General features: G+C 32.6%; 15 protein-coding genes. All 15 read left to right on the top strand.

Annotated elements, in window-relative coordinates:
- Position 1: 1 nt before the first annotated feature.
- A complete protein-coding gene (locus tag ABD816_RS09835; protein ID WP_344926900.1) occupies positions 2–1,465 on the top strand; it encodes a RagB/SusD family nutrient uptake outer membrane protein in 1,464 nt (487 codons plus the stop codon).
- A gap of 16 nt (positions 1,466–1,481) precedes the next feature.
- A complete protein-coding gene (locus tag ABD816_RS09830; protein WP_344926899.1) occupies positions 1,482–3,089 on the top strand; it encodes a PDZ domain-containing protein in 1,608 nt (535 codons plus the stop codon).
- A 17-nt stretch (positions 3,090–3,106) separates the two neighbouring features.
- The gene (locus tag ABD816_RS09825) at positions 3,107–4,819 is read left to right on the top strand and encodes a family 16 glycosylhydrolase (RefSeq protein ID WP_344926897.1); all 1,713 of its coding nucleotides are present in this window, start codon (positions 3,107–3,109) and stop codon (positions 4,817–4,819) included.
- 104 nt (positions 4,820–4,923) lie between these two features.
- Positions 4,924–7,254 carry a beta-glucosidase BglX gene (gene bglX / locus ABD816_RS09820; protein ID WP_344926895.1) on the top strand — a complete coding sequence of 777 codons (2,331 nt, stop codon included), beginning with the start codon at positions 4,924–4,926 and terminating at the stop codon, positions 7,252–7,254.
- 5 nt (positions 7,255–7,259) lie between these two features.
- Positions 7,260–8,012 (top strand): glycoside hydrolase family 16 protein, encoded by a 753-nt coding sequence (locus tag ABD816_RS09815; protein WP_344926893.1) that lies wholly within the window; start codon positions 7,260–7,262, stop codon positions 8,010–8,012.
- A 135-nt stretch (positions 8,013–8,147) separates the two neighbouring features.
- Positions 8,148–9,962 carry a glycoside hydrolase family 2 protein gene (locus tag ABD816_RS09810; RefSeq protein WP_344926891.1) on the top strand — a complete coding sequence of 605 codons (1,815 nt, stop codon included), beginning with the start codon at positions 8,148–8,150 and terminating at the stop codon, positions 9,960–9,962.
- 406 nt (positions 9,963–10,368) lie between these two features.
- The gene (locus ABD816_RS09805; RefSeq protein WP_344926889.1) at positions 10,369–12,189 is read left to right on the top strand and encodes a type VI secretion system Vgr family protein; all 1,821 of its coding nucleotides are present in this window, start codon (positions 10,369–10,371) and stop codon (positions 12,187–12,189) included.
- 2 nt (positions 12,190–12,191) lie between these two features.
- Positions 12,192–12,362: a hypothetical protein gene (locus ABD816_RS09800; RefSeq protein WP_344926887.1), complete on the top strand. Its 171-nt coding sequence runs from the start codon at positions 12,192–12,194 to the stop codon at positions 12,360–12,362.
- On the top strand, positions 12,349–12,843 hold the full coding sequence (locus ABD816_RS09795; RefSeq protein ID WP_344926885.1) for a hypothetical protein: 495 nt from the start codon (positions 12,349–12,351) through the stop codon (positions 12,841–12,843). The genes ABD816_RS09800 and ABD816_RS09795 overlap by 14 nt, the downstream gene beginning before the upstream one ends.
- 9 nt (positions 12,844–12,852) lie before the next feature.
- Positions 12,853–13,437, top strand: a complete 585-nt coding sequence (locus ABD816_RS09790) for a DUF6714 family protein (RefSeq protein ID WP_344926882.1) — start codon at positions 12,853–12,855, stop codon at positions 13,435–13,437.
- A 133-nt stretch (positions 13,438–13,570) separates the two neighbouring features.
- Complete coding sequence (locus ABD816_RS09785) at positions 13,571–14,368, top strand: hypothetical protein (protein WP_344926880.1); 798 nt, start codon at positions 13,571–13,573, stop codon at positions 14,366–14,368.
- 39 nt (positions 14,369–14,407) lie between these two features.
- Positions 14,408–15,586 carry a LysM domain-containing protein gene (locus tag ABD816_RS09780; protein ID WP_344926878.1) on the top strand — a complete coding sequence of 393 codons (1,179 nt, stop codon included), beginning with the start codon at positions 14,408–14,410 and terminating at the stop codon, positions 15,584–15,586.
- A 12-nt stretch (positions 15,587–15,598) separates the two neighbouring features.
- Positions 15,599–16,093, top strand: coding sequence for a DUF4280 domain-containing protein (locus ABD816_RS09775; RefSeq protein WP_344926875.1), 495 nt, complete (start codon positions 15,599–15,601; stop codon positions 16,091–16,093).
- Between the two features lie 5 nt (positions 16,094–16,098).
- A complete protein-coding gene (locus ABD816_RS09770; protein ID WP_344926873.1) occupies positions 16,099–18,855 on the top strand; it encodes an OmpA family protein in 2,757 nt (918 codons plus the stop codon).
- A gap of 33 nt (positions 18,856–18,888) precedes the next feature.
- Positions 18,889–19,476: a hypothetical protein gene (locus tag ABD816_RS09765; RefSeq protein ID WP_344926871.1), complete on the top strand. Its 588-nt coding sequence runs from the start codon at positions 18,889–18,891 to the stop codon at positions 19,474–19,476.
- Positions 19,477–19,479 lie beyond the last annotated feature (3 nt).

The following is a 19,479-nucleotide window of genomic DNA, read 5'->3' as shown; positions in this document are numbered from 1 at the left end:
GATGAAAAAAATAAAAATAATACTATATACTTTTGGCTTATTAATATTCTCTGGTTCTTGTGGAAATGATTTTCTTGATGAAACAGATGTGTTTTCGATCGATTCAGAAAACTATTTCAATTCAGAACAAGACTATAACGACGCATTAATAGGTGCATATGATCTTCTTCATTCGACGTATCGTGGAGTAATGCTAGGAGAAATTGCATCAGATAATACCCTTAGTGGAGGAGAAAGCGCTACAGATGTAATATCTATCCAACAGATTGATGATATGATTCATACACCGGTTAATAGTAGTTTAAAAGATATTTGGGACTGGATGTTTGCAGGAGTTTATAGAGTAAATTACATACTCGAGTTTCAAGATAAAACAGATTTTGAAGGTAAGGAGCAGATTATAGCAGAAGCTCGTTTTCTTAGAGCATATTATCATTTTGAACTAGTAAAGTGGTTTGGTGCGATTCCACTTAAAGGAGATCAACGTTTTCAGGTAGGTGATGAGACTTCCATTCCTAGATCACCTGTAGAAGATGTATATGCTTCTATAGAGGCAGATTTAATATATGCATCTAATAACTTGACAGTTACTGCACCTCAAATTGGGCGTGCTACAAAAGGAGCTGCTCAGGCATTATTGGGAAAAGCATATTTATATCAGGATAAGTTTTCTGAGGCTGCTACTATTTTAGATCAAGTAATAGTGTCGGGAGCTTACGACTTAGAAAGTGATTACAATCTAATATTTGAAAGCGCAGGAGAGAATGGTGTAGGGTCTGTATTCGAAGTTCAATATACCGATGCAGAAGGTGCAGGGTTTGACTGTTTACAATGTAGTGAAGGAAATGTGGCAGTAGGATTTAATGGAATCAGGAATTACAACGGTCCTACTTTTGACTCTGGATTTAGTTTTAATATACCAACCCAAGATGTAGTAGATGAGTTTGAAGCGGGCGATTTAAGATTAGATGTTGCTATACTGGATATTGATGCTTGGTCAGCTGGTAATGGCGCCACATTTACTATTGGAAATAAACATACCGGGTACTACAATAGAAAGTATATTGCCCGTAAAGGAGATTTAAATACAGGAGATCAGAATCTTACAAATCCCAATAACTACAGAGCAATTCGTTATGCTGATGTTTTATTAATGGCAGCAGAAGCAAATAATAGAAAACCTGCAAGTGATGACGCTAAAGCACAAACATATTTAAATCAAGTACGAACACGTGCAGGTTTAGGTGATATTACATTAGGAGGAACTGCTTTGACAGATGCTATATATCATGAAAGAAGAGTAGAATTAGTAGGAGAAGGGCATCGTTTCTTTGATTTGGTAAGAACAGGAAGAGCTGCCGCAGAAATTAGTGGTTTTACAGCAGGAAAAAATGAAGTATTTCCTGTGCCAATAGAAGAAATTCAATTTGCTAATGGAAATTGGACTCAAAATGAAGGTTATTAAGAAAAAAATAAGCATTATGAAAAAAAATAAATATTTATATAGTCTAATTCTGATGGTAACCTTTTTTGTAGGATGCTCTGAAGATGAAAATGATTTGTCATTTATCAATTCTGTTGCCTCACCAACAGAGGTTTCTGCAATTACAACAATAGCTCAGGATAATACAGGTTTAGTTACTTTAACTCCCTTAGGTACTGCGGTCATAAATTTTGCAATCGATTTTGGAGATGGATCAGAAATAGTTGAAGCTATCGAGCCAGGTAGTAAAATTGATCATATTTATACAGAAGGAAGTTATCAAGTGAAAATAATAGGTAATGGTCTTAGTGGAAAATCAACAGAAACTACGCAAACAGTAGAAGTTTCTTTTAATGCTCCAGAAAACCTTGTTGTTACTATAGAAAATGATACCACTGTATCAAAACAGGTAAATGTTACTGCAAGTGCAGATTTTGCAATGTTTTTTGATGTATATTTTGGGGAAACGGGAAATGATGAACCTGTGACAGCTACTATTGGTGAAACTGCATCTTATGTGTATACCGATCCAGGTACTTATACTATTAAAGTGGTGGCAAAAGGAGGTGCCTTAGCAACAACAGAATATACAGAAGAGTTTTTAGTAACAGCCATTGTACAGCCAATTACATCTGCGGCAACACCTCCTGGTAGAGCTGAGGAGGATGTAATATCTATTTTTAGTGCGGCTTACATTGATGAAGGTGGAGCTGATTATTTCCCAGATTGGAATCAAGGGTCTCAGGGCAGTGGTTGGGGACCTTTTGATGTCAATGGAGATGATATGTTACAGTATACGAATTTGAGTTATCAAGGTATTCAATTTGGAGCTGCTGTAGATGTTACCTCAATGGAGTTTATTCATTTAGATGTATGGACAGCAGATGAGATTACCATAGAGACCTCTCTCATTAGTGTTGTTAATGGAGAGCAACCTTATGTAAGTGATTTAACACCTAATGAGTGGACCAGTATCGATATTCCTATCTCAGCATATACTGATCTTGGATTAATTGTAGATGATATTCACCAACTCAAATTTGTTGGAGCTCCTTGGGCAGAGGGAACAGTTTTTATTGATAATATTTATTTTTATAAAGGAACGGTACAAACCATTGGGGCAGCGCCGACTCCATCATTGCCAGCGGCAAATGTAATTTCGATGTTTAGTGATGCATATACAGATATTCCTGTTGATACCTGGATCACTTCTTGGTCAAATGCCGTCTTGAATGATATTGTATTAGATGGTAATGCTACTAAGGAATATAGTGCTTTGGATTTTGTAGGAATAGAAGCTACAACAACTACTATTGATGCTACATCCATGACTCATTTTCATACAGATATATATTCATCTGATTTTACTGAATTTAAAATAAAATTAGTGGATTTTGGGGCAGATGGAGCATTTGGAGGTGGAGATGATGTTGAACATGAGATAACGTTCTCAAGTCCTGCAACAGGAACCTGGGTTAGTCTGGACATTCCGTTGTCAGATTTTACCGGATTAACAACTCGTGCAAATATAGCGCAACTAATTTATGCCGGATCTCCAACTAGTAATACTACAGTACTAATCGATAATGTATATTTTCATAACTAATAATTAAAAGAAAAGCTATGAACGCAATAAAAAAAATAAAATACATTCTGATCGCAAGTATTTTGCTCGTAATCGGATGTGAAGAAGAGGATAAAGCCTTTGGTGATATTGTAATACCTGGTAATGTAGCAATTTCTGCAGAAATCATTGGTGTTGATACAGAGAATGTCAATGGGGATGGTAGTGGATTTGTATTGTTTACTGTTTCCGCAGACAACGCAATAACGTATGAATTTGATTTTGGAGATGAAAAATCTGAAATTGTTCCTTCCGGTTCAGTGACCCATAGGTTTAGTGAGCCTGGTCTAAATACATATTCTGTGCAGGTAATTGCCTCAGGTACTGGAGGTGTTAAAACAAGTAACGCAATAGAAGTAACGGTTTTCAGTTCTTTTGATGATCCGATTGCAAAAAGCTTTTTATCTGGGGCTTCCTATGATGAAGAAAATGGAGTTTTTACAGAGAATTCTTCCAAAGTTTGGTATTGGTCAGCATCAGAATCAGGCCACTTGGGTCTAGGTCCTTCGACTGAAGGAATTGATGGTGATTGGTGGTATCCTAAATGGTATATAGCTAGTGCATTTGAAAAAGATAACCTATTAGATCCTGAATCTACTGAGAACTCTAAATGTATTTATACAGATGAACTTACTTTTACAGTAACCGATGGTGAACTTACCTATGAACTAAACAGTAATGGTGGAACATATTTTAATGCTTCCTATGTGGATGTAGCGGGAGGCTCTGCGAGTGAAGATTATTGTTATGATTTTGATGTTTCGGGAGTAAAAATTGTGTCATTAGCTCCTGCAGGAAGTGGAGTGCCATTAGATCAAACTACTGATACCGCAATTAGCTTTTCTGACAATGGATTTATGGGATATTATATAGGAACAAGTACTTATGAGATTTTATCAATTACAGAAAATAAAATGGTAGTAAGAGGAATCATGGGTAACAATCCGGATTTAGCTTGGTATCACACATTTACGACGACTAAACCTGTTCAGGAAGTTGATGAACCAGGATCTTTTGAATCCATATATACTAATGAGATTTGGTCTGATGAATTTAACACCGATGGAGCACCTGATGCATCAAATTGGACATATGATCTAGGAACAGGAGATAATGGATGGGGTAATGGAGAAGCTCAGTCTTATACAAATGATGCCAGTAATGTTCTTATAGAAGGAGGTTTTCTTAAGATTACAGCAAAAGCTGAAAATGGAGGGTATACCTCTGCCAGAATTAAATCAGAAGGGTTATTTGATTTTACTTATGGGCGTGTAGAAGCGAGAGCTAAATTACCTACAGGAGGAGGTACCTGGCCTGCAATATGGATGTTAGGCTCAGATTATTTAACAAACACTTGGCCTAATTGTGGAGAAATGGATATTATGGAGCATGTGGGAAATAGGCAAAATGAGATTTTTAGTACATTACACTATACAGGTAGATCGGGTGGTAATGGTGTAACCGATTCTATTGTAATTGATGATGTATCAGATGCTTTTCATACCTACACTATTGATTGGTCTCCGGATGAAATTGTTTTTCTGGTAGATGATACGGTATATCATACTATAGAAAATAATAGCTCTTTACCTTTTGATAGTGATTTCTTTCTTATCCTTAATGTCGCTATGGGAGGTGGTTTTGGTGGAGATATCGATCCGGCATTTACTGAGTCTACAATGGAAATAGATTATATAAGAGTTTACCAATAGCATGCACAACTAATTTTTTATTCTTTTTTATGGAGAGTTATTTTAATAAGATAGCTCTCCAATAAAATAATTCATCAAATCAAAAAATAACAGATCCTTATCTAATGAAAAAAAACAGTATTTTTTATTTAATAGTAGCTTTTGCTTTTATAGTAATAAGTTGTAAAAATAAAGTACAAAAAGCAGAAGCCATAGTTTCTGAAAGTACAATAGAAAAACCTTTAACATCAATAGATCCATTAATTGAAGCCAAAGTTGATTCTTTGTTATCGATAATGACTCTGGAGGAGAAAATAGGGCAGATGAATCAGTATAATGGCTTTTGGGATCTTACAGGTCCTTCGCCAAAAGAAGGTGCAGCAGCAGAAAAATATGAGCACCTTCGTAAGGGTTGGGTTGGTTCAATGCTCAATGTCACTGGAGTTAAAAATGTCATGAAAGTTCAGAAAGTAGCGGTAGAAGAATCCAGGTTGGGTATTCCTTTGATAATAGGATTTGATGTAATTCATGGGTATAAAACAATGAGTCCTATTCCATTAGCTGAATCTGCAAGTTGGGATGTAGAAGCAATTAAAAAATCAGCACAAATAGCAGCAAAAGAAGCTGCCGCCTCAGGTATTAATTGGACTTTTGCACCCATGGTCGATATTTCCAGAGATGCGCGATGGGGTCGAGTGATGGAAGGTGCGGGTGAAGATCCTTTTTTAGGATCGAAAATAGCCATTGCCAGAGTAGAAGGTTTTCAGGGAGATGATCTTTCTTCTGATTCTACAATTGCTGCATGTGCTAAACACTTTGCAGGTTACGGATTTTCAGAATCAGGAAGAGACTATAATACTGTAGATGTAGGTACTTCGACATTACATAATATAATCTTTCCTCCGTTTATTGCAGCAACTAATGCAGGAGTAAGAACTTATATGAATTCATTTAATGAATTAAATGGAATTCCTGCAACAGGTAATAAAATGTTACAACGTGATATTCTTAAAAAAGATTGGCAGTTTGATGGTTTTATCGTTTCAGATTGGGGGTCAATCATGGAAATGTCAGCTCATGGATATGCCAAAGATGGTAAAAGTGCTGCGGAGCTTGCGATAAATGCAGGATCTGATATGGATATGGAATCGCATCTATATGTTGCTCATTTAGCAAGTTTAGTAGAAGAAGGTAAAGTAGATGAACAATTAATTCACGATGCTGCAAAAAGAATTCTTCGTGTGAAATATGAGTTAGGACTATTTGATGATCCCTATAGATATTGTGATGAACAAAGAGAGAAAGAGGTCGTGGGTAGTTTGTCTAATAAAGAAGCAGTATTAGATATAGCTAAAAAATCAATTGTATTACTAAAAAATGAAAATAACTTGCTTCCGCTTAAAAAAGAAGGTCAAAACATTACATTAATTGGAGCATTGGCCAGTGATAAAAATAGTCCTTTGGGGAGTTGGAGAATTGGTGCAGATGATGATACGGCAATCTCCGTTTTAGAAGGAATGCAAAAATACGAAGGAAATATAGTGACTTATGAAAAAGGAGCAGAGGTATCCATAGGAGCCACTTTATTCCCTAAAGAAGTAAAGATAAATACAACAGACAAAAGTGAGTTTCCTGCAGCAATTAATGCCGCAAAAGAAGCAGATGTTGTAGTCATGGTTTTAGGAGAAGTTGGATTTCAGAGTGGAGAAGGACGTAGTAGAACAGAATTAGGATTACCTGGAGTACAGCAAGAACTTCTAGAAGCTGTATATGAGGTAAACAAAAATATTGTTTTAGTACTTACTAATGGTAGACCTTTAGTAATTACTTGGGCAGATAAACATATTCCTGCTATCGTAGAGGCATGGCAATTAGGATCTCAAAGCGGACATGCAATAGCACAAGTACTCTACGGAGACTATAATCCAAGTGGAAAATTACCTATGTCTTTTCCTAGGAATGTTGGACAAATTCCTATTTATTATAACTATAAAAATACTGGGAGACCAGTTTTACCAGAAGAAGATGTTGTATTTTGGTCACACTATTCTGATCAGGAAAATACACCCTTATATCCTTTTGGTTATGGATTAAGTTATACTAAGTTTGAATACCAAAATATTCAGATTCAAGAGGTAAGTATTTCTGTAAAACACCCCAATATTAAAGTGTCTGTAGATATTACTAATTCTGGAGACTATGAAGGAAAAGAAGTAGTCCAATTATACATAAGAGATCTTTTTGCCAGTATAACAAGACCCGTAAGAGAATTGAAAGGGTTTGAAATGATTTCTTTGAAACCAGGAGAAACAAAGACTGTAGATTTTGTGTTAGATAAAACTACACTTGGTTTTTATGATAATAATGGTACCTGGATTATAGAACCAGGAGAATTTGAAGTATATGTAGGAGGGAGTTCTAGAGCTGTGCTTATGTCTAATTTCAAATTAAAATAAGAATAATGAAATATTTTATTTGTATTGTTTGTATTGTGTTTGTTTCCTGTGCTAATTCAGATACTATTGTTTGGGAAGAGCATTTTGAAGGAAATGAATTAGATCAAACTTTCTGGAACTATGAATTGGGAGATGGATGTCCTGATTTATGCGGATGGGGTAATAATGAAAGACAATTATATGCAGAACGTAATATACATCTTCAGGATGGCAATTTGATTGTTACCGCTACAAAGAATGACAGTGTATATCGATCAGGTAAAATTACTACCAAGGATAAGATAGAATTTAAGTATGGTACGATTGAAGTGCGTGCTAAATTACCTACTGGTCAAGGTTTGTGGCCTGCAATATGGATGTTAGGTGCCGATATTTCTGATATTGGATGGCCTGATTGCGGGGAGATAGATATTATGGAGTTTGTAGGGAAAGAACCTCATACCATATATAATTCATTACATACCCGACAAAGTTATGGAAATACTATCAATTCAAAGAAAACGATAATTAATGATATAGAAGAAGGTTTTCATACATATAAATCCGTATGGACAGAAGATAAAATTCAATTTTTTATAGATGACAAACCAGCATATACTTTTTCGCCAGAATTAAAGAATAAAGATACCTGGCCATTTAATAAACCTTTTTATCTAATTATAAATCTGGCAATCGGAGGAAACTTTGGAGGTCCAGAGGTAGATGATACAATTTTTCCAAAACAATTTATAATAGATTATATTAAAGTGTGGAAATAACAAACAGTTATTTTAGAAAACTCATTTTTTAAAGTATCTGGAGTTTCTACACTACTGAATATCTTTAGTTAGCATAGCAACTGATAGTTCTTTCTATATTAATTATAAAATAAACCAGTTTTTTAAATTACTCTTATGAGATTTTTAATCGTATTTATTCTTTCTTGTACTCTTGCGTTTAGTCAGGAAAATAATTTAATTAATGTTTATAATCGAGATCAGATAAGTCTTAATGGTGACTGGAATTATATTGTTGATCCTTATGAAAATGGTTTTTATAATTATAGATATCAACCATTTGAAAATTCAGCAACTCCGGGTAAGGCAGCATTTTTTATGAATTCAAAACCAGAGAATGAGTCAGATTTAGTGGAGTATGATTTTGATTCATCTGATATAATATCAGTTCCGGGAGATTGGAATACGCAAAAAGAGAAACTTTTTTACTATGAAGGAACACTCTGGTATAAAAAGTCTTTTAATTATCAAAAGTCCAAAGATGATAATAAAGTCTTTGTATATTTTGATGCAGTTAATTATCAGGCAGACGTTTATCTAAATGGAAAGAAATTAGGAAAACATATTGGCGGTTTTACGCCCTTTAATTTTGAAATCACAAACCTGTTAAAACAAAAGGAAAATTTCTTGGTTGTTAAAGTTGATAACAAAAGAAAAAAAGAAGGGGTGCCTACCTTAAATACGGATTGGTTGAATTATGGCGGAATTACAAGAGATGTTCGATTGGTGGAGGTGCCAGAAAATTTCGTAAAAGATTATGTCATACAATTAAATCCAGATGATAATACCCAAATAAAAGGGTTTATTACACTTTCGGGTAAAGATATTGCTAAAAAAAAGGTAGAATTAAGTATACCAGATTTACAGCTTACTAAAGAGCTGATTACAGATGAAAACGGAACCGCATCTATCGATATACAAGTAAAAAATATGATCTATTGGGAACCAGAGCATCCATATTTGCACAAGATTTTAATAAAAACAACAACAGATTTTATAGAAGATCAAATAGGTTTTAGAACTATTAAAACCAAGGGGCACGATATTTTATTAAATGATAAAAGTATATTTTTAAAAGGAATTTGTCTACATGAAGAAAGTCCTATAAATAAAGGGAGAGGACATACTAAAGAAGATGCAAAACAATTATTGAATTGGGCCAAGGAGTTAGGGTGTAATTATGTGAGGTTAGCTCATTATCCTCATAATGAACATATGGTTAGATTGGCAGATAAAATGGGGATTATGGTATGGGAAGAAAATCCAGTATATTGGACTATAGAATGGGAGAATAAGGATACTTATAAGAATGCAGAAAATCAATTGATAGAAGTTATTGATAGAGATAAAAACAGAGCTTCGGTCATTATATGGTCCATGGCAAATGAAACACCTACTAGCGAAGCAAGGAATTTATTTCTCACCAATCTAGCAAAAAAAACAAAAGCATTAGATCCTACTCGGTTGATAAGTGCTGCATTAGAACAACATGACTATAAAGACAGCAAGGTGATTCGTACTATAGACGATCCTTTTGCTGAGGTAGTAGACATATTAAGTTTTAATCAGTATATAGGTTGGTATGATGGATTGCCAGAAAAGTGTAATGATATAAGCTGGAAAATAGTACAAGATAAACCCGTATTAATTTCTGAATTTGGAGCTGGTGCAAAACATGGGTTTCATGGAGACAATTTAACCCGATGGTCAGAGGAGTACCAAGCCAATTTATACACAGAAACATTAAAAATGTTGGATAGAGTAGAACAATTGAGAGGTTTTTCTCCGTGGATCTTAGTAGACTTTAGATCTCCAAGAAGAGTACTACCAGAGATTCAGGATGGATATAATAGAAAAGGATTAATTTCAGAAAAAGGAGAAAAAAAGGAAGCTTTTGATGTTTTGAGGAAGTATTACGAGCAAAAGAAATAGTAAAATGTATTTTATCCAGCTCTAATAACTAAAAAAACTTTTTGAAGGGATACCTATTGAAATATCTAACCCGGTATAGGTCAATTTTCATTATGAACCTTAGATTTTAAAGCATTTTTATTATTTATCAATTACTATAGCTTATTGTTTTTAAATAATAGGTTATTTTTTTATGTCTTTTATAAAGAGGTTTTAGAAGTTGGGATCTCATTAAAATTCACGCTAGATAAACAAATATATATTCATTCTATTCGAATATAGGTTGTGTCCTTAAAAGTTTTCTTCAATTAACTATTTTTAGAGTGTTAAAATAAACTACTATTAAAATTGTTGATATTAATTATTATCTTGCTTGTTATATTGATAGGGTATTACCCTTACTTGTATATAAATAAACCATAAAAACATGGCAACACTGACTACTACATATATATCGATTGCAAATACGATCATTTCTTCATTTCAGAGCCTAAAACTGGAGCAAAAATTAAGTTCGCATCATCATTTGGAGCTTATTTGTAGGGCTGATGTTTTGGAACGTAGCTCTTTAGAGTTGGTAGGAGATAGTAAGGATTTTCTAGCAGAGACAATTTCGATATCAATAAAATCGCAAAATGCCTTTCAAGGATATAAAGAATTACAATTCAAGGGAGTCGTAACAAAAGTAAAGACAGTAAAGGGATTTCATAGAACAACAGGTGATCTTATTGTAATTGAGGCAAAAAGCATGAGTGTTTTATCCGATGATGGACATCATAATGCATCGTTTGTAGATCGTAATTTATCAGAGATTTTGGAGCGGACCTATCAAGGATATGATACAGGTAAGTTAGAGACATCTTTTTCTCCCAGAGAGACAAATACTTTACACTATAGTGTACAGTTTGAAGAAAGTAATTTTTCATATACTAAGAGATTAGCTGCGATATCAAATAATTGGTTTTATTATAATGGAACCCAACTTGTTTTTGGTAATCCAGGTACTCAAGAAACTCCACTTAAATATGCAGTAGATTTACAGGAATTATCTATAGAGATAGAACCTCTACCTAATAATTTTAATTATTTCACGCATGATTATTTATCAGATGAATTATATGAAAAAAGATCGCGAGAAATTAGTAATAGCTCTTCCGGGTATCATAATCTGGCAAGTAATAAAAGTGCTGTTTTATATAATAAAGAAACCAAAATATATCATAATCCCTATACGGATGCAGAATTACAACAACGTTTTGATAGAGAGGTAACCTTTCATACACAAGCTATAGAATCTAAGCAGGTTATTGCTACAGGTATTAGTGATAATCCCGGAGTGAATCTAGGAGAGATTATAAAAATAGAAGGATATGGTAGCTTTAGGATCATAGAAGTTATACATTCAAATACAGAAGTTGGTAATTATCAAAATCGTTTTAAGGCGATTACAGCAGATTTAGAAGTATATCCTCTTACAGACATAAAGAGTTATCCAAAAAGTACAATTGAAAAGGCCGTGGTCATAGATAATCATGATCCAGAAGGATTAGGCCGAGTAACGGTACAATTTCCCTGGCAAAAGCAAATAGGAGAAACTACCCCTTTTATACGGGTAATGACTTCTCATGCAGGTTCTGGACGTGGATTGTATATGATTCCGGAAATAAATGATGAAGTAATCTGTCAGTTTGAAAATAATAATAGTGAAAGACCTTATGTTTCAGGATCATTTTTTAATGGAAATAAAAGACCCGATCGTTGGGGAACTAAGGATAATGATCTGAAAGTAATTAAAACAAAAAGTGGCCATACTATTGAATTAAATGACACCAAGCAATCAGAAAGTATTACAATTACAGATAAAAAAGGTAATAATATAGTCATAGATACCGCTGGAGAAACGATAAGTATTAATGCCCTGAAAGATATAAGTATTAATGCAGGAGAGAATATACAGATATCTGCAGGAAAGAATATTTCTATCAGTGCAGGAGAAAATTTTGATACTAATGCTGGAAAAAATGTTTCTTTAGTTGCTGGTGGTAATATGGAGTTAAATTCTGCAGGTAATATGATAGAAAAATCTGATAATCGTACTGATATTATTCAAAAAGATTTTAGCAGACAATCTGGTATTTCTGATGAATACGCGAATGAAGTTCATTTAATTAGCGCAGAAGAAAATTTGACAATACAAAGTTCAAAAAGTATTAATATTAATAGTGCTGAAAAGAGTAAATTATTTTAGATATGGCAATAATGAGACAAGCAGAAAAATATAAAATTGTAGTAGAAGATACTTATAAATGTATAGTTGGTAAAAAACTTTTAAAAAACTCAACAAAAATGACTTTAGAAGCTCTTAATGGAAATCTTAATTTGAGTAGTAATAAAAAAGTAATTGGTAATGGGGGAGTCTAACATAAGATTTGGAGACCCCGAGACAACCTCAAGAGATAATGTTCCTTCTGATTGTACTACATCTCAAAGAATTAGATTACAGAATGAAGTAAATAAAAATTGTAAGGGTCAACGATCAAAATGTTTTAATACTGACACTTGTACACTATTATCTGAAAAAATGCTAAGAATTAATAGGTGCATACAGTCAAGAACGACTATAAATACTACCTGTTTTAAAGGTGGAGATGCAGGTCATAATCAGGCAATAATGCAAGCGATAAATTCTTTAGTTAGATGTCAAACTATTTATGCAGTTTCTTGTGGAGAACCAGTGAGTGCGCCTGAGCCTGTCAACTTGCCAGAACCCATTCCTGATGATGACTTTATGGATAAAATGGAAAAAATAACAGGTTTAACTGGAGCAGCATTAATAATATATTTAATAATTTCTGAAGGAACTAGATTATTTCCTCCAAGAAACCTTATTCCAATTCCTTAATTTTTTTGTATGAAAAAAATAGATTTAATTTTAAAAATAAAGCAAGCTTTTGATTTAGAAAAATATCCTGGAGATGATAAATTAGTTTATGACAATAGCGGAAAACATTTAGAGTGTTTAGAAACTAAAGAACTATTTAAAAATAAAAAATGGAATGATTTACCTAATACCTTTTTACTAGAAGCTTCTACATCGCTAAATTTTTTTTCAAAAGAATCTTTTAAGTATTATTTACCTGCATACTTGATCTTTTCTTTGGAAAACTATGAAGAATCAGATGATATTCCAAATAATCTGGTTTATCTATTAACGCTTCCTTCTGAAGCTGATACCATAGTAGTAGCTAATGCAATAAAGAAGCATAAAATAGATAAGATAATGGGCGATATCGATTTTAATGAAATATTACAAAATAATTTAAAAAGTACGAATAAATTGATTCATCTTTTTTTTGAAAAAGTTAATTTATTTACAGTCGAGCAACGCGAAGCAATTTTACAATTTTTAAAATATATAGATGAAGAACATTCAGATGACTATTTTAATAATGAGCCAAAGATAGCTATTGACAGGTATTGGTTTATTTATGCTTAGAATGAAAAATCTAAACCTTTAAAATTAAAAATAAGAACAGTTTACCATAGTGTAGGTTATGTACTTGTTTTTTGGATATTGAAAATAGATTCTGTAGAAATAAATATTAATAGAAAACTCTAAATTCCAGAATATGATAGGAATTTTAAAAATAATAATATACGGTTGTTTAATTTTAGGGTTTTTTACTCAATGTATAGGACAAAAAGAAAAAGGAGTAATTTATCCAAAAGAAAAAATTATGACTACGGATATATTTGATATTGAAAAATATAATCAGGTAATCGAAGAAAAGAAAATAAAAGGATTACCAAGAAGCAATATACGTACTGAAATATTGGAAGATGGCACCATTATAGAAAGTTCTCAATCCCAAAAAAAATATGTTACAGTCCGAATCATTCCTAAAACCCCTAAAATTTTTGAAACTTATAAAAAATATTATCCTAATGGTTTTTTAGAAATGAAGATGCAACGTTTTATGGGGTTAGCTATGGGAGCTAATATTATCAAAACGGGTATTTCAGAATATTATAATGAAAAGGGGGAACTTATAAAAAAGGTGGATGAGGAAGTTAAGTATGCTGATATTGTTATAAAACCAATGGATTTATTTGAAATTCTAAAAAAAACTCCCTTGTTTATTGAGGTAAATAAAGAAGAAGCTTCTCGTTTTAAAGAAATTTTTGATATTGATAAGAAAGTAGCAGAAATAACCTCAGAAGATATACATATAGCATTAAAAAAGTATGTAATTCTTGATGTTACGGATCAGGAACAGGTAAGAAATGTATTTATAAACTTATCAAAAGATGAAAAAACTTGGCGTGTTACCAGAGATATTTATCCATTGGGGAGAGTAAAATTAGAAGTTGATACTAACACTGGAAAAGTATTATCACAAACTTATCAACAAGAAACACGATCATAATAAATAAACCTTTTAATAGCATAGATTCATAAATTTACATTGAAAACCATATACAGGACACATACAATTATAAAAGGAGATACGTTGTTGTCTATTGCTAAGGATAATAACCTTAATGCGGAAGAACTAAAAGCATATCATAATTCGAGAGTCGAAATTTATGAACAGATTGAAAATAGATTGCCTTTTACACTTCAATTTGTAGTGCTTCCTCCAGACGGGTATATTTTAGAAAATGGAAAAGAAGTATGGGGGAATAAGGATGAACCTGAGCCAGAAACTGTAATCACTCAGTTTTATGGAAAACTTGATAGAGAGACTCCAGAAAATGAGCTTATCTATGGAGTTCTGAAAACAATACAATCTGGAGAAAAAGAAACGATTATTAAATATAAAGTGAGTGTTCGTTTTTATCCTGAAAATGAGGAGACATATAATTATGTTACGGTAAATTTAATTTCTAAAATATTTATCAATGATCAGGTTGCGGATTTGATAGCGGATCAAATGGCAGTGGATTGTATAGAGAGTATATACCCAGTAATTTTAAAAATTGATAGAAATGGACTATTAGAAGATGTAGTTAATCACGAAGATATATTGCAAAGATGGGAAAAACAGAAGAAAAAGAAGTTACAATACTATCAGGGTAGGATAGCAATAGCATACTTTAAACTCTTCGAACAGACATTGCAAGAGAAAGAACTTTTCTTCTCATACTTACAAAAAGATTGGTTTTTTAAAGCATTTTTCCATAATATCTATTCGGTTTATAGAGACAATGATATTGATAATTATATTGACTTTTCAATAATACCTAATACCAAAGATGTGGAATATAATGTGGCTAAAGTAGCAAATAAGGTATTGAAAAATAATAGAATGCGAATTGAAATTAAAGGAAAATGTAGTGATGCCAGAAATAAAACTGAATTAACGAATGGCGCCTATTTTCATATTGAAGATAATAAACAAAAGAAACCAGTAAAGGGTACTTTTAGAGCGATATATTTTCTAAGTCCAAAAACCCATAAGATAGATTCTTTATATATGTCGTGTAATTTAAAATTAGATGAATATAAGTCGGGGACAATTACGATTTCGGAAATAACTGACACAACATTAGAAAAAAATCATCAATCTTTATTTTTAGAAGAAGACACGAATGGTGAAAATGAAGACAAGAAAAGTTCATTTTGGAAACGAATATTTTCATAAATTGTTAGTATTATGAGTGAAAAACATATAGTCGTAAATGGTGCGATGTGTAAATGCCAGCAAGGTTTTGTGCCAGACATAATCAAAGTTGAAGCAAATACCACTGAGTATGCCAATGATAAACAAGGAAGTAGTAAATTAATACTGACTACTTTGGACATTGGACAACCGTTTCAGGCAAAAACCTTCGGACAGTGTAAATTACAGCCTACAGGAAGTAGTTATAAGCCATGCCAGCCAATGATTACAGAATGGACAGGCTTTTATGAAAATGTAACCTTAAAAAACGGTGGCAATATCATATTAGAAGATAGCAAAGCTACTTGCGCTATTGCAGGTGCTCCTTGTGTTTCTATAACCAATCATGGACAGGTTGCAGAGCCCAGTCAGCAAAACATGGATAATGCGGATGAAGATACACAAGCACAATTAAATCCTATGGTAAATACCAATGATATAGGAAATAAAGAATATACAGGAGAAGGAATCACTGTTTCAGCTAAATAATTTGTATGGCAAGAGGGGTAAAAAAAATAAAAATGACGAGTCAGGCACATTATGCATATAGTGCGAGTTCTGCAACAGTTAAACCAGATCAACCATTAACATTTGAAGTAGAGGAGTGGTTACCAGCAACTAGCAAAGAAGATAAGGAAAAAGGAGTTTTTTGGTTACTCCAGACCAATGATCGAAAAACAATTTTATATAGAGTTCGCGGTAAAGAATTTCAATCAAGCTTCAACAAAAAATTATGTGGTTCTTATTCTTATTACCTAGAAGCCAGTTTATCTGGTAAACGAGATTTTAAGAATTCTGCGGGGCTTTACATTAATGGATATACAAAACCATTGATTGTTAAAAGTGAATGGAGAGCTGAACCAGAAGGTAGTGATATCAGAAAAAAACCTATTGCTTATGGTGATGTTGTATACCTATGGTTAGAGACAGAAGGGCTAAACGGTGATTATATATCTATAGAAGTCTATAATAATAGATCGTATGTCTTTGACGATACTTTGATGGTTAAAAAAAGTAGAATTAAAGTAAAAGAAGGAGAGGCTTTATACAAAATAGGGGATACAAACCTATGGATGAGTAAAGTAGTTAATATTACTGACAATGAAGAATTTTATATCAAAGTAAAAAATTCAAAGGGTCAATATATTTTAGACGCTAATAATGATGCTATTCACGCTAGATTCCTTAGAGCAAAAAATGAAATGTCTAGCAATGTTGCAAAAGTTTCTGAGAATATGTCTCCTACTAAGGTGTTTAAGCCAGAGGTAAATGCAGAACGTTTTGAACCCTGTAGGTTTAATAAATTAATTTTAACTATTCCTAATGTTAAGGATGGTAAAATAGAAACAAAGCCGAAAACGATATTTGATAATGGAAAAAATTTAACAAATGTCAAAAATATAAAAGAAAGAATTTTTAGAAGTATTTATTTTAAGTTTAATGACTATAGTATATCGCCAGTTTCGCAGAAGGTATTAAATAATATTTTAGGTTTTCTTTTAGAACATCCAGGGACTAAAATTGAAATGAATGGTTTTGCTTGTGTAATTGGGAAAGAAGAGTATAATCTAAAATTATCACAGAAAAGAGGAGACGCAGTTAAAGATTTTTTTGTTAAGGGTGGATTAGATGGTGATAGAATTTATAGTATTGGAAAGGGAGAGTATAATATTCAGGACCCAGATGACTACGATAAACGTAATGAAGAAGTATATTTAGATGCCCGTAGAGTAGATATAGCTTTTAATTTTGATAATCATGATGCTAATTCAATAGTAGTCAAAACGATACTTCCTAGCAGTCCTAAAAGTGTTATTTTAGATATTGAAAATTTCGAAGTGAAGGATTGTTATAGAGATAAAAATAAACATGAAAATAAAATTGTAATTAATTCTCCAGATGCAGAAGTATTTAATGGTTCTGGATCATCTGTTAATTTCAAAGCTCAATCTGCTTTAGCTAAATATAATCCTGCACCTTTACAATATATCTGGCCAAGATATAATTTATTAGAAGGGGTTAAAGGTAATGGGATTGATGCTGCTGCTATTTATAACGTTCATATACATAGTTGTAGATATTATTCTAATAAAAAAAATCCTACTGTAAAAATAAAAGCATATCCTGACATAAAGTGGACACTTAAGTTTTTCTTAAACTTAACAAATGATTTAGCTGTAACTTGGAAAGATCAGCCTGCCTCAAAGCATAAAGAACTACAGAAAAAAGCTGGGAAAATTGGAGCAGAAAATAGATGGAAACAAAAAGATGCTTCTTTTGGATTTAGCTTAAAAGCAGAATGGGATATAAATAGTTCAGGTAGTTTTGGAAGAAATGAAGAACTTAAACAGGAATATGAAAAAAAGTTTAAGAAATTATTCAGTCTTTTTTCTTCTATTGGAGATATGTCTAGAGGAATTACAAAAAAAACTGGTGGGCAGATTAGAAATATTGGTTTTAAAGGTGTTCCTATAATATTTGCCATAAAACCACCTAATCTTGATATACAGGGAATTTGGTTCTTAGAAAAATTAGATAATAAATTAGGAACGAATGTAGATATTTCTTTTAATGCAACTCCACTTATTGGACTAGAAATGACTATAGACTTACTTTGCTTAGTTGTAGGAGGAGTTGCCGGAGCTTTTACAGGTGGTACTGGTGCGAAACCCGCGATGGAACTTTATGGTGTATTAAAAGATGTTATGAATACTGGAGTTGATATCGGAGATGATGATTTTGGATTTAAAGCTAGTGCAGACGTATACATAGATTTAGTGATTTCTAGTACGATAACAACTAAGGTTGGTTTTAAATTTAACACCGTTGGAAAGGCAAAAGACTCTAAATTTGCATTAGAAGCTACGAATACATTAAAAGTGGAAATCAAAGCTGGTATGTGGGTAAAAGCAGAGGCTAATCTTATCATTGTAAAGGTTGAAGGGTATTTCGAAATGAGTGCTTCTGGATCTGCAGCCATTACTTTCGGACATGGTGTCAATTATGATGATAAAGGACTTTATTACCGACCTAAGCTAGGATTTGATGGAATTATTGCGGAATATGTGGTAAAAGGAAAAGTCGGTTTGTCTTCTAAAAAAACTATATTGTGGGGAGGAACACCAAGTAGTGACAATGAGGATATTATTGCTCAGGATAAAGTACTTCTTGTTGAACCTTTTGATGTAATTAAAAGTCTTGAGGAAAACTTTGACTTTGATGCAAATATACCTTTAATAACAAATCCTTAAATATTTATGAAATTAATAACAAAATTAATCATTATGGCAATAATTTTTCAATCCTGCCAATCTCAATCCAGAACAGATTTAGCACAACTTACGTGGTCTGAAGATTTACTTGTCGATTTGATTCCAGAGTCTGATAGAGCTTCTTTTACTTCAGACAAAATTAGCCCTGATACTGGAATACCAATTTTCTATACAAAGGAAGTATCTAACTATAAATATGAAAATATAAAATTTGAACAGACAAAATTCGGAAATAATTCAGTTGGTTTTTATGTGTATGATGCACTTAAAAAAGGAGAAAAGAATGAAATAGCAGGAATCAAAATAAATATAGAAAAGCAAAATGAAGATTTTTTTAATCTTTTAAAAGAGAAGTATGGTACTCCAATAATATTAAGTCCAATACCAACAAAAGTAATGGACGGTGTAATATATGGAAATAGTGGATATTTATGGAAACAAGATAAGATATCCATTGTCCTAAGCGATTTTTATAAATCTAGAAATAATGAACAATATATTTCAACGTCTATTTATATTATTAAAAATGATGTAGTGGATTTGACTTCTCCAGAACGTACCTCTTTAGAAAGATTAATTCAAACGCACACTAAAAAGTAAAGA

The sequence above is a fragment of the Aquimarina addita genome, from assembly GCF_039539305.1.
Classification (GTDB): Bacteria; Bacteroidota; Bacteroidia; order Flavobacteriales; family Flavobacteriaceae; genus Aquimarina; species Aquimarina addita.
This window is presented reverse-complemented; position numbering and strand designations above follow the sequence as displayed.